Source organism: Bacillus sp. USDA818B3_A, assembly GCF_009928415.1.
Taxonomy (GTDB): domain Bacteria; phylum Bacillota; class Bacilli; order Bacillales; family Cytobacillaceae; genus Neobacillus.
In genome coordinates this window covers 18,575-31,759 of record NZ_JAABNN010000008.1, presented here as the reverse complement: position 1 = coordinate 31,759, position 13,185 = coordinate 18,575, and the positions used below count along the sequence as shown (strand labels likewise).

General features: G+C 40.2%; 11 protein-coding genes. 10 read left to right on the top strand and 1 reads right to left on the bottom strand.

Annotation, left to right across the window (positions count from 1 at the left end):
• Positions 1 to 75: 75 nt before the first annotated feature.
• The 6 genes from GXK58_RS15045 to pyk all read left to right on the top strand — a co-directional run bounded on the left by GXK58_RS15045 (position 76) and on the right by pyk (position 7,054).
• On the top strand, positions 76 to 1,314 hold the full coding sequence (locus GXK58_RS15045; RefSeq protein ID WP_160723981.1) for an NAD(P)-dependent malic enzyme: 1,239 nt from the start codon (positions 76 to 78) through the stop codon (positions 1,312 to 1,314).
• 56 nt (positions 1,315 to 1,370) lie between these two features.
• Positions 1,371 to 1,949, top strand: a complete 579-nt coding sequence (locus GXK58_RS15040) for a GntR family transcriptional regulator (RefSeq protein WP_160724094.1) — start codon at positions 1,371 to 1,373, stop codon at positions 1,947 to 1,949.
• A gap of 200 nt (positions 1,950 to 2,149) precedes the next feature.
• Positions 2,150 to 3,034: an acetyl-CoA carboxylase, carboxyltransferase subunit beta gene (accD, locus tag GXK58_RS15035; RefSeq protein ID WP_160723980.1), complete on the top strand. Its 885-nt coding sequence runs from the start codon at positions 2,150 to 2,152 to the stop codon at positions 3,032 to 3,034.
• Positions 3,019 to 3,996 carry an acetyl-CoA carboxylase carboxyl transferase subunit alpha gene (accA, locus tag GXK58_RS15030; RefSeq protein ID WP_160723979.1) on the top strand — a complete coding sequence of 326 codons (978 nt, stop codon included), beginning with the start codon at positions 3,019 to 3,021 and terminating at the stop codon, positions 3,994 to 3,996. Before accD ends, accA begins: the two co-directional genes overlap by 16 nt.
• A 292-nt stretch (positions 3,997 to 4,288) precedes the next feature.
• Entirely contained in the window at positions 4,289 to 5,248 is a 960-nt protein-coding gene (gene pfkA, locus GXK58_RS15025) for a 6-phosphofructokinase (protein ID WP_160723978.1), read from the top strand.
• A 42-nt stretch (positions 5,249 to 5,290) separates the two neighbouring features.
• The gene (gene pyk, locus GXK58_RS15020) at positions 5,291 to 7,054 is read left to right on the top strand and encodes a pyruvate kinase (RefSeq protein ID WP_160723977.1); all 1,764 of its coding nucleotides are present in this window, start codon (positions 5,291 to 5,293) and stop codon (positions 7,052 to 7,054) included.
• A 291-nt stretch (positions 7,055 to 7,345) separates the two neighbouring features.
• Here pyk and ytvI read toward each other — a convergent pair whose 3' ends face one another.
• On the bottom strand, positions 7,346 to 8,461 hold the full coding sequence (ytvI, locus tag GXK58_RS15015; protein WP_160723976.1) for a sporulation integral membrane protein YtvI: 1,116 nt from the start codon (positions 8,459 to 8,461) through the stop codon (positions 7,346 to 7,348).
• 213 nt (positions 8,462 to 8,674) lie between these two features.
• Here ytvI and GXK58_RS15010 point away from each other — a divergent pair, with 213 nt between their 5' ends.
• The 4 genes from GXK58_RS15010 to mdh all read left to right on the top strand — a co-directional run bounded on the left by GXK58_RS15010 (position 8,675) and on the right by mdh (position 13,184).
• Positions 8,675 to 9,136: a DUF441 domain-containing protein gene (locus tag GXK58_RS15010; RefSeq protein WP_160723975.1), complete on the top strand. Its 462-nt coding sequence runs from the start codon at positions 8,675 to 8,677 to the stop codon at positions 9,134 to 9,136.
• 440 nt (positions 9,137 to 9,576) lie between these two features.
• Positions 9,577 to 10,695: a citrate synthase gene (gene citZ, locus GXK58_RS15005; protein WP_160723974.1), complete on the top strand. Its 1,119-nt coding sequence runs from the start codon at positions 9,577 to 9,579 to the stop codon at positions 10,693 to 10,695.
• Positions 10,696 to 10,835: 140 nt separating this feature from the next.
• The gene (icd, locus tag GXK58_RS15000; RefSeq protein ID WP_160723973.1) at positions 10,836 to 12,104 is read left to right on the top strand and encodes an NADP-dependent isocitrate dehydrogenase; all 1,269 of its coding nucleotides are present in this window, start codon (positions 10,836 to 10,838) and stop codon (positions 12,102 to 12,104) included.
• A gap of 141 nt (positions 12,105 to 12,245) precedes the next feature.
• Positions 12,246 to 13,184: a malate dehydrogenase gene (mdh, locus tag GXK58_RS14995; RefSeq protein WP_160723972.1), complete on the top strand. Its 939-nt coding sequence runs from the start codon at positions 12,246 to 12,248 to the stop codon at positions 13,182 to 13,184.
• The last annotated feature ends 1 nt before the right edge of the window (position 13,185 follow it).

Genomic DNA, 13,185 nt, shown 5'->3' with positions numbered 1-13,185 from the left:
GGTCTGACCACTATTGAGGCTAATGGTTAACGGATATTTATATATTTTATATAATTTTTTTAGGGGTGACATTTCTTGACTTTACGTGAAGAAGCATTGCACATGCATCGCATTCATAAAGGAAAATTAGAGTCTAAATCAAAGGTTCCAGTTCGAAATGCACATGATTTAAGTTTAGCCTATTCACCTGGTGTGGCAGAGCCATGTAAAGACATCTATGAAAAACCGGAAACAGTATATGACTATACCATGAAAGGTAATATGGTTGCCGTTGTTTCCGATGGTACAGCTGTTTTAGGTCTGGGGAATATTGGACCAGAAGCCGCCCTTCCTGTAATGGAAGGAAAAGCCGTACTGTTTAAAAGCTTTGCGGGTGTAGATGCCTTTCCTATTTGTTTAAACACAACAGATGTCGAGAAAATTATTGAAACGGTTAAGTTATTAGAGCCGACCTTTGGCGGAGTAAATCTCGAGGATATCGCTGCTCCTAACTGTTTTGTGATTGAGGAGAGATTAAAAAGGGAAGCCAATATTCCAATTTTTCATGATGACCAGCATGGTACAGCCATTGTAACTGTAGCAGGACTTGTCAATGCCCTTAAAATTACTGGAAAGAAAATGACAGAAATAAAAGTGGTTGCTAGTGGAGCGGGTGCCGCAGGGATCGCTATTATTAAGCTGCTTCACAGCTACGGAGTAAGAGACATTATAATGTGTGATACCAAAGGGGCTATTTATGAAGGCCGCCCCCAAGGAATGAACACAGTTAAAGCAGAAGTAGCAAAATATACAAACCGTGATAATCTCAAAGGAAGTCTCGCCGATGTCATCAAAGGGGCAGATGTTTTTATTGGGGTATCTGTCGCAGGAGCCTTGACAAAGGAAATGATTGCATCGATGAACCCTGACCCGATCATCTTTGCAATGGCAAACCCTGACCCAGAGATTATGCCTGAAGAAGCAAAAGCAGCAGGGGCTAAAGTCGTGGGGACAGGACGCTCTGACTTTCCAAACCAAGTGAATAATGTACTAGCTTTTCCAGGGATATTCCGCGGAGCACTTGATGTACGTGCGACACATATTAATGAAAAAATGAAAGTGGCGGCAGTAGAAGCGATTGCTTCGTTAATCAACGAGGATGAACTGCATGCAGATTACGTGATTCCAGCCCCATTTGATCCAAGAGTAGCACCCAATGTAGCTGCTGCAGTGGCTAAGGCAGCAATGGAAACAGGGGTTGCTCGTCTAAAGGTAGACCCTGAAGATGTAAAGGAAAGAACTGGGAGGCTCGCAATCATTGGTAAAAGTGAGTGATTACTTAGGTGACCAATACTAAAGTATATTTAGAGATTGTGAAGCAGTTAAGAGATATGATTACCGTTGATGGTCTAAAGACCGGAGATAAAATCCCATCTGAACGTGAATTGTCGGAGCGCCTGAATTTCGGGCGCTCTTCCGTTCGCGAAGCCCTCAGGGCCTTAGAATTACTTGGTTTAATTGAGACAAGAAGAGGCGAAGGAACCTATATTAGAGATTTTAGAGGCCACCAGCTTGTCCAGCTTCTTAGCACGTTTATCCTGCAAGATCAAAAAGCAAAACGTGATGTTCTTGAAACAAAGTACTATATTGAAATGGATTGCTTGCGTTTAGCTCTGCAAAAGGCGGATAATCAGGAAATAAACAAGATCTTAAATTGGCTGGAACGAACGGAAGATATTTCTGATGACCAATTTTTTCAAAGTCTGATGGAGCTTTCCGATAACCACTTGTTCTTACGATTATGGTCCATTTTAAAAGAGTATTACAATTCACTCGAAGAAAATCATATAACGTATATGCGGGATGATTATCTCGAATTGGTAAAAGCTTTAGCCGAAAAGAATCTTGAAAAAACACTATCTGCGTATAGAAAACTTCGAAATTTGTCAAACTCTACCGACAAATACTAACAGATTTTAAATTTTTTTTATTTTATATTGAAATTTATACAAGCTCTGTTAGGATGGCTGTTTTTTAATCTAATAGTGGTCTGACCACATTGGAATTCTAATAGGTATGAAGTAAAGGCAGGATAGAAAGAATTCTATAATAGCAATTATTGGAGAATCTTGCCAATGGCAGGTTGGCGTTACCCAAGGGAGGTTTTAATTTGGCGCTTAAAGATCTTTTTACAAAAAATCAACCAAAAAAGAAAAAATATGCAACGATTCCAAATGAAACGGCAAAGAATGTACCTGAAGGAATTATGTCTAAATGTCCTTCATGTAAGAAAATTATGTATACAAAAGAATTAGTGAAGAATGCAAAAGTATGCTTGCATTGCGGTTTTCATTTTCAAATGACTGCAGAAGAGCGGATAGATAGTTTTCTCGATGAAGGTAGTTTTGTTGAATTAAACGAGGAAATGATCTCGATAAATCCTCTTAATTTCCCGGACTATCTGGAGAAACTTGAAAAGGACCGGCAAAAAAGCAACTTGAACGAAGCGGTTGTCACTGGGATGGGCTCAGTTAACGGACATAAAGTTGTTGTGGCCATTATGGATGCCTCTTTCCGTATGGGCAGCATGGGTTCAGTGGTCGGTGAAAAAATAACCAGGGCTGTAGAAAAGGCGGACGAACTGTCAGTTCCATTTATTATTTTTACAGCTTCTGGCGGGGCAAGAATGCAAGAGGGCGCTTTGAGTTTGATGCAAATGGCCAAGACAAGCGTTGCCTTAAAAAGATTTAGCAATAATGGAGGTCTGATTATCTCCATCATGACACACCCAACAACAGGCGGGGTGTCTGCAAGCTTTGCCTCATTGGGGGATTATAACTTTGCGGAACCTGGAGCATTAATTGCTTTTGCCGGCCGCAGGGTTATTGAACAATCGATCCGTGAGGAATTGCCGGAGGATTTCCAGACGGCTGAGTTTCTTTTAAAACATGGCCAGTTAGATGCCATTCTTCCTCGACTGGAAATGGTAGAACAAATTACAAACATATTAGAAATTCATCAACCAGGAGGTGAACTCGAATGGCAGGAGAATTAGAATTCGAACGTCCAATTGTGGAGCTTAGAAAGAAAATTACTGAATTAAAAGAGTTCACTAAAACAGCTGATGTAGATTTAAGCACAGAAATTAAAAAGTTAGAAACTCGTCTTGAAAAGCTGGAACAGGATATATATGAAAATATCACCCCGTGGGAACGGGTTCAAATTGCCCGTCTTGCCAGCAGACCGACGACACTTGATTATATTTCCTATCTATTTGATGGATTCTTTGAGTGCCATGGTGACCGGACCTTTGCGGATGATGAGGCTATTGTTGGCGGTGTGGCGAAATTTAAAGGTTTACCTGTTACTGTAATTGGTCATCAACGCGGTAAGGATACAAAAGAAAATATTCGCCGGAATTTTGGAATGCCGCATCCTGAAGGATATCGGAAAGCGCTCAGGCTTATGAAGCAGGCAGATAAATTCAATCGTCCGATTATCTGTTTTATTGATACAAAGGGGGCTTATCCAGGTAAAGCCGCTGAAGAAAGAGGCCAGAGTGAGGCCATCGCTCGAAATTTATTTGAAATGGCAGGTCTTAGGGTTCCTGTTATTTGTATCGTGATTGGTGAGGGCGGAAGCGGCGGTGCTCTAGCGCTAGGCGTGGGCAATCGTATTTATATGCTCGAAAACTCCACCTACTCTGTTATTTCTCCTGAAGGAGCAGCTGCTATTTTATGGAAAGATGCATCCCTTGCTAAAAATGCGGCAGAAACAATGAGAATTACTGCTCCTGATTTAAAAGATCTTGGGATTATTGATGATATTATTCCGGAAATTAAAGGCGGAGCTCAAAAGGATGTCCAAAAGCAGGCAGAGGAAATTGACAAGGTACTAAAAGCTTCACTTACAGACTTACTCAAACTTTCTGAGGAAGAATTAATTGCTGATCGTTATAATCGATTCAGAACGATTGGCGAATTTACAGTTGAGAATGATTTTATCAGTGTAAATTAAGATTCGTGCTCATTTTTGGGCACGATTTTTTTTCGACATTTTCACAGATTATTCACCAAAAGTTACTGAAATTGCTAATGATATCGGTTACATACGTGGATGAAGCGCTACCAATTAACTAATTATTCCGTCTATTATAATTACTAATATGAATCGGTTGTTAAGCCGATTTCTTCATGTTATTTTATAAATATTCGCAGGTTTTATGTCAATAATAAAAACAGCATGAAAACAAACTATTAACAATGAATTTTTTGTACATATGGTTTAATTTGAAATTGAGGTGGAGAATATGAAAAAAATTGGTGTGCTTACTAGTGGCGGAGATGCTCCAGGTATGAATCCGGCGATTCGTGCCGTTGTCCGTAAAGCGATTTTTCATAATGTAGAGGTTTATGGTATTTACGGCGGATACCTTGGATTAGTCAATGGGAATATTAAAAAGCTTGAGCTTGGATCTGTAGGGGATATCATTCACCGTGGTGGTACGATGCTTCAGTCTGCCCGTCTTCCTGAATTTGCAGACAGAGAAGTACAAAAGAAAGGAATCGAGCAGCTACGTGCTCACGGAATTGAGGGATTAGTAGTTATCGGCGGTGACGGTTCTTATCGCGGCGCAAAAGCGTTAACAGAGCAAGGGTATCCATGTGTCGGTGTCCCTGGAACCATTGATAATGATATCCCAGGAACGGAATTAACAATTGGCTTTGATACTGCCCTTAATACGGTAATTGACGCAATCGATAAAATCCGAGATACAGCTACATCGCATGAAAGAACATTCGTTATTGAGGTTATGGGACGTAATGCTGGTGACATCGCCTTATGGTCTGGGCTTGCAGGCGGAGCTGAAACGATTCTAATTCCTGAAGAAAATTTTGATATGAACGAAGTAGCTGATCGACTTCGCAGTGGACATGAACGGGGCAAAAAGCATAGTATTATTGTTGTTGCGGAAGGCGTCTGCAGTGGATACGAATTTGCACGCCAGCTCAAAGAAAGCACAGAATTTGATACAAGAGTATCTGTATTGGGTCATATCCAGCGCGGTGGTTCACCTACTGTAGCTGACAGGGTACTAGCAAGCAGACTTGCAGCACGCGCGGTTGAACTCCTGATTGATGGAAAAGGCGGACGTGCCGTAGGCATTGAAAATAATAAGCTTGTTGACTATGATATCATTGAGGCACTTAAGAAGAAACATACAGTAGATCTTGATTTGTACAATTTATCTAAGGAATTATCAATTTAAGAATTAGAGTTTGTCTTTTCTAAATTTAGGAGGAAATAAAGCATGCAACGTAAAACAAAAATCGTTTGTACGATTGGTCCTGCAAGTGAATCAGTTGAAAAATTAACACAGTTAATCAATGCGGGAATGAATGTTTCCCGATTGAATTTTTCCCATGGAGATTTTGAAGAACATGGGGCAAGAATTATAAATATCAGGGAAGCATCGAAGCAAACTGGAAAGACAGTAGCAATCCTGCTGGATACTAAGGGCCCTGAAATCCGTACACATAACATGCAAAACGGAGCAATTGAGCTTACAGCTGGAAATAATATTATTGTCTCAATGAACGAAGTGGAAGGGACTACAGAAAAATTTTCTGTTACATATGAAGGATTAATTGAAGATGTTCATGTAGGTTCTCGAATTCTCTTAGATGATGGACTAATTGGTCTTGAAGTTACTGATATTAACCAATCAGACAGAGAAATCCATACGAAAATTCTTAACAGCGGTACATTAAAAAATAAAAAGGGTGTCAATGTTCCAGGTGTATCTGTAAATCTGCCTGGAATCACAGAAAAAGACACTCAAGATATTTTATTCGGAATTGAACAAGGCGTTGACTTCATTGCAGCATCTTTTGTTCGCCGGGCTAAAGATGTATTAGAAATCCGTCAGCTTTTAGAAGCAAACAATGGAAACCACATTCAAATCATTCCAAAAATAGAAAACCAAGAAGGCGTTGATAACATCGACGAAATCCTTGAAATCTCTGATGGTTTGATGGTTGCACGTGGAGACCTTGGTGTAGAAATACCTGCTGAGGAAGTGCCGCTTGTACAAAAAATGTTAATTAAAAAATGTAATGCACTTGGAAAACCTGTTATTACAGCTACGCAAATGCTTGATTCCATGCAGCGCAACCCAAGACCAACGCGTGCAGAAGCTAGTGACGTCGCCAATGCTATTTTTGATGGTACAGATGCTATTATGCTATCTGGTGAAACAGCTGCTGGACAATACCCTGTAGAGGCTGTACAGACGATGCATAATATTGCTTCAAGAGCAGAGCAGGCTTTGGACCATAAAGAAATCCTTTCAAACCGCAGCAAAAATACAGAACATAACTTAACTGATGCGGTTGCGCAGTCTGTAGCACATACTGCTTTAAACCTTGAGGTTAATTCCATTATTACACCGACAGAGAGTGGTCATACAGCTAGAATGATTTCTAAATATCGTCCAAAAGCAGCAATCGTGGCTGTCACTGCGAATGAAACCACTGTCCGCCGTTTGCAGCTGGTTTGGGGTGTTTATCCTCAGCTTGGCGGTACTTCCACAACCACTGATGAAATGCTGGATACTGCTGTTGAAACAAGCCTAGAAAGCGGTATTGTTAAACATGGTGAATTAGTTGTCATCACTGCCGGCGTACCAGTAGGGGAAACAGGCGCAACGAACTTAATGAAGATTCATGTGGTTGGAGACGTCATCACAAAAGCTCAAGGGATCGGCCGCCGCTCTGCCTTTGGTAAAGTAGTAGTTGCCCACGACGCAAAAGAAGCATTGGAAAAAGTAAAACCAGGTTCCATTCTTGTAACCATTGGTACAGATCGTGATATGATACCGGCTATCGAAAAATGTGCCGCGCTCATTACTCAAGAAGGCGGACTAACCAGCCATGCTGCAGTAGTTGGTCTAAATCTTAGTATCCCAGTTATTGTGGGAGTTGACCGTGCGCTTGAATTATTTAGGGATGGTCAAGAAGTAACTGTTGACGCAACTAGAGGAATTGTCTACAACGGACACGCAAGTGTACTTTAATTAAACAAATCTGCATTAAAATAAAGTGTTAAAAATGCATGAAAAAACGTCAGCTCCATCGGGGCTGACGTTTTTTATATGATGGCTGTGTTAATCATGAATGTTGATTTCCGCTCCAGGCGGCTTCGCTTTCCGCGGGCGTGCCGGGGAGCCTCCTCGGCGCTTAAAGCGCCTGCGGGGTCTCCCCTGCCCCGTACTCCCGCAGGAGTCTACGCCGCCTTCCGCTCCAATCAACGTGCTAAAAATCAACAATTACATTTAACACAGCCTATATGATAAAAAGTTCAATTTTTATGCTTCACGGCCTTTAATAAATGTCCATACATCATGGAACACATTTGCACGGTAAAGGGTACTGATAATTACAAGGGTAACAGGACCGACAATTAAACCTAAGAAACCAATTAATTTAAAGCCCACAAATAAAGCAATCAAAGTAGCTAAAGGATCCAATCCAATATTTGATGACAGAATTTTAGGTTCCATAATTTGCCGCTGTACAAGGACAATTATGTAAAGCACACCAAGACCAATCGCCATTCCCATATCACCACTAATCGATGAATAGATAATCCACGGCACGAACACTGCTCCTGTTCCTAGGTAAGGGATAATATCAACGATCCCTGTTGCTAATGCAATGGTTATAGCATAATCTACTCTGAGGATGAGCAAACCGATAAGAATGATGACAGTGGTAATCGATATCAGGGTTAATTGTGCTTTTATAAATCCAAATAGAGCCTTTTTTAAGTCAACGAAGACGGTTTTGCCGCTCGTCTTCGCTTTTTGCGGTAACAGTCTTCCTCCGTACGAAGAGAGGCGATACCAATCCTTACTGATAAAAAAGGTACCTAATAAAGAGAAAATGAGGACCGTTGCTGCATTTGGAAACCAGGATAGTATATTCGGTATGTTTTCAAAAAGATTTTTTAAAAAGTTTCCTACTGTTGATCCGATTCTTGACCCTACATTTTGAATATTTCCAATGATGGTGTCCTGCTGGCCGGCATCAAGCTTATTAAATACACTGGTTAATTGATTGTATAAGGGTATAATTTGCGCTGTAAAATAATCTTCTAGATAGTTGATCAGCGTATCGAGGTGTTCAGGAACTACTGTTGCTAAATAAGCAGTACCAGATACAATCTCAGCTACTAAAAGCGTAATGAGCCCGGCACAAAAGGCGAATATCACAATTAGTGCGATTAGCACCGCGAGAACACGCGGCATCTTTACCTTTCTTTCAAGGAGATCGACTAAAGGATTAATAAGAAAGGCAATAATTAGACCTATTAAAAATGGATAGGTAATTTTTGATAAAAAATAAAATAGATACAGTGCCAATAATACACCGCCCACTACAAGGATAAATCGGATGGTCCGGTATATATATTTCAGCTCCAAAATCAGCCCTCCTTTTAATGAATAGTAATCTCAGTTTAACATTTTATATTGGATACTGCATGATTTTCCCATTGATGTATTTGCTAAAATACTACGAATCACGGCAAATAAAGTTTCATTAGAACCAAATAATAAAAGGAAATCAGAATAGCACGAACATCCCAATATAAATCACTACTATGTTACGATAATTTGGAAAGGATTGGTCACACTATGCTAAGCGAGTCATTATTATTCTTGCTGCTTTTACTCGTCATTGGTTTAATTGCTAAAAATACTTCCTTACTGATCGCTATTGCCGCATTGATCCTATTAAAGGCTGGCGGTTTGGAGGCAAAGTCATTTTCCTTTATTCAGTCAAAGGGGATTAACTGGGGGGTCACGTTGATTACGATTGCTGTACTGGCTCCAATAGCAAGCGGAGATATTGGTTTTAGGGACTTGACATCATCATTTAAATCACCGTATGCCTGGATTGCCCTGATTTCGGGGATGCTTGTGGCCATACTTGCAAAGGGAGGGGTCAAACTTCTGGCAGATGATCCGCAAATTACGACAGCTTTAGTGCTTGGAACCATTTTATCTGTTTCCATTTTTAAAGGTGTAGCAGTCGGCCCTTTGATTGGTGCGGGTATCGCTTATACTGCCATGAAGCTGATCGGATTTTTCAGCTAGATTTTTTGTAAAATAATATTTTTTTCTTTTTTCAGTGTCTTTTCATTCACAAAAATCTGATAATTGTTTATAATAGGCTTGTAAGCGTATCCTAATTTACATAAACTATATATCAATGTTACATTACTAATTAACCGAATTTTAATTCAATCAACAATAGAAAAAAACTTGGATTGATTCCGAGCAATCGCTCAGGGGTAATGAAAAAGGGGAAATCAGGAGTCACTTGACTAAGTCAATAACTATAAATCAAGCTTTTAACTTAACTGAAACTCCATCATAACTTTCAGTTGGTAAAAGTATTTTGTCTATTAAGAAAGATATTGCTTTCAAAGGCATATGAGTATTTAAGAGCTGGCTATTTAAATGTGTTAGTGAACCGTCAGCAGACAGTTTTAAAGAAAGATGGGGAATTTTAGAATGTGAGGAGAGATTTTGCTATGACAGTAACACGCGGTCTTGAAGGGGTAGTGGCAACAACATCGTCAATAAGCTCCATTATTGATGACACACTGACATATGTTGGCTATGACATTGATGACTTAGCAGTAAATGCTAGTTTTGAAGAAGTAATTTACCTATTATGGCACAGACGATTACCAAATGCAGAAGAGTTGACTGAGTTAAAAACACAGCTGGCTCAAAATTCAGCCCTGCCTCCGGAAGTTATCCAACACTTTAAGATGTATCAAATTGAGAAGGTACATCCAATGGCAGCCCTCCGTTCTGCTGTTTCATTACTAGGTTTATATGATGAGGAAGCAGATTTAATGGATGAAGAAGCTAACTATCGAAAAGCTGTTCGCCTGCAAGCAAAAATGCCTGCCATTGTAACTACGTTCGCCCGTGTAAGAAAAGGTCTTGAACCAATTGCACCTAGACAGGATTTAAGCTTTGCAGCCAACTTCTTATACATGCTCTCAGGTAAAGAGCCTGAACCGATTGCAGTAGAAGCGATGAATAAGGCCCTTGTCTTACATGCAGACCACGAACTTAATGCATCCACCTTTACAGCACGCGTGTGCGTAGCAACCTTATCTGATGTTTATTCAGGTATCACTTCTGCCATTGGAGCTTTAAAAGGTCCTCTGCACGGCGGAGCAAACGAAGCTGTAATGAAGATGTTAACTGAAATTGGCACACTTGAAAATGTGGAGCCATATGTTCGCGGCAAGCTTGCCAACAAGGAAAAAATTATGGGCTTTGGTCACAGAGTATATCGTCAAGGCGACCCTCGGGCAAAGCATCTTAGAGAAATGTCTAAGAAGTTAACTGAGCTGACAGGCCAGCCGCATTGGTATGATATGTCTGTTCAAATTGAAGCGATTGTTACCGGTGAAAAGAAATTACCGCCAAACGTAGATTTTTATTCGGCTTCTGTTTACCACAGCTTAGGTATCGATCATGATTTAATGACACCTATCTTCGCGGTAAGCCGTGTATCCGGCTGGTTAGCACATATTCTAGAACAATATGAAAATAACCGATTAATTCGTCCTCGTGCGGATTATACGGGTCCTGGCATGCAAAAATATGTGCCAATTGAACAAAGAGGTTAATATTTTACTTTTTTTCAAAAAATTGATTCAATAGTATTGAATTAATAAAGGTTAGAGGATTAACACACTCTAACCTTTGATTCAGTCTTTTGATACATCACGAACAAAGTTTTCATACATACCAGGAGGGAGATCATCTAATGCAAGGCGAAAAAATTACAGTTACAAACGGAGTATTAAACGTACCAAACAATCCAATCATTCCATTTATCGAAGGGGACGGGATTGGACCGGATATCTGGGCTGCATCTGAGCGAGTTCTAAATGCAGCAGTAGAAAAAGCGTATAAAGGCGAGCGTAAAATCGTATGGAAGGAAGTTCTTGCTGGTGAGAAAGCTTTCAACCAAACTGGCGAGTGGCTTCCTAAAGAAACACTTAATGTAATTGAAGAATACTTGCTTGCAATTAAAGGACCATTAACTACACCTGTTGGTGGCGGAATTCGTTCCCTAAACGTTGCTCTTCGTCAAGAATTAGATTTATTTGTATGCTTACGTCCAGTAAGATGGTTTGAAGGTGTTCCTTCACCAGTTAAACGCCCAGAAGATACTGATATGGTCATTTTCCGTGAAAATACCGAAGATATCTATGCTGGTATCGAATATGAAAAAGGCACTGAAGCAGCAAAGAAAGTCATCGACTTCTTACAAAATGAAATGGGTGTAAACAAAATTAGATTCCCTGAAACATCAGGTATTGGTATTAAGCCAGTTTCTGAAGAGGGAACAAATCGTTTAGTACGCGCGGCTATCAATTATGCCATCAAAGAAGGCCGTAAGTCTGTTACACTTGTGCATAAAGGGAATATCATGAAATTCACTGAGGGCGCATTTAAAAACTGGGGTTATGTTCTTGCTGAAAAAGAATTCGGCGATAAAGTGTTCACATGGGCACAATATGACCGTATTAAAGCGGAACAAGGTTCTGATGCGGCTAATAAAGCTCAAGCTGATGCTGAAGCAGCAGGCAAAATCATCGTAAAAGATGCGATTGCTGATATTTTCTTACAACAAATCCTTACACGTCCACGCGAGTTCGATGTTGTTGCAACATTAAACTTAAATGGTGACTATATTTCCGATGCTCTTGCAGCTCAAGTTGGCGGCATTGGTATTGCTCCTGGAGCTAACATCAACTATGAAACTGGCCATGCAATCTTTGAAGCAACACATGGTACAGCACCTAAATATGCTGGTCTGGATAAAGTAAATCCATCTTCTGTTATTTTATCAGGAGTGTTATTGCTTGAGCACCTAGGCTGGAACGAAGCAGCGACAATGGTTATTAAATCTGTGGAAAAAACAATTGCATCTAAAGTAGTAACTTATGACTTTGCTCGCTTAATGGAAGGCGCAACTGAGGTTAAGACTTCTGAGTTTGGTGATGAGTTAATCAAAAACATGGAATAAGAGGCATCGTCTAGATTATAGGGGAAATCTATTCGGTAAAAGATTTATTAATGTGCTTCAAAGACATTTGCTAAACGTAGGCTGTTTTTAAAACAGCCTCTTAGTATTAAATTATTAATACGAAAAAGGGGAGAAAGTGTAATGTCATTAAAGCGTAAAAAGGTTTCAGTAATCGGCGGCGGTTTTACAGGTGCAACTACAGCATTTTTATTAGCGCAGAAAGAACTTGGAGATGTCGTTTTAGTGGATATTCCGCAAATGGAAAACCCTACGAAAGGGAAGGCTTTAGATATGCTTGAAGCAAGCCCCGTTCAAGGCTTTGACTCTAATATCATCGGTACTTCAAATTACGAAGATACACGCGATTCTGATATCGTTGTGATTACTGCCGGTATTGCTCGCAAACCAGGCATGAGCCGTGATGATTTAGTACAGACCAATCAAAGGGTTATGAAAAGCGTGACCCAGGAAATCGTGAAATATTCTCCAAACTGTACGATTATTGTATTAACTAACCCAGTAGATGCGATGACATACACTGTCTACAAAGAGTCAGGCTTCCCTAAAAATCGTGTAATTGGTCAATCAGGTGTACTCGATACAGCACGTTTCCGTACATTTGTAGCACAGGAATTAAATCTTTCTGTAAAAGATATCACTGGATTTGTTCTTGGCGGACATGGCGATGATATGGTTCCGCTCGTTCGTTACTCTTTTGCTGGCGGTATTCCGCTTGAAACTTTGATTCCAAAAGAGCGGCTAGATTCAATCGTTGAACGTACTAGAAAAGGCGGCGGTGAAATTGTAAACCTTCTGGGTAACGGAAGTGCTTACTATGCTCCAGCTGCTTCATTAGTGGAAATGTGTGAAGCGATTCTTAAAGATCAGCGCCGTGTTTTACCATCCATTGCATACTTGGAAGGAGAGTTCGGTTACGATGGAATTTATCTTGGCGTACCAACCATCCTAGGTGCAAATGGTATTGAAAAGGTCATTGAATTAGAGCTGACTGCAGAAGAGAAAGCAGCATTAGATAAATCCGTGGAATCTGTTCGTAATGTTATGCAGGTATTAGTCTAAT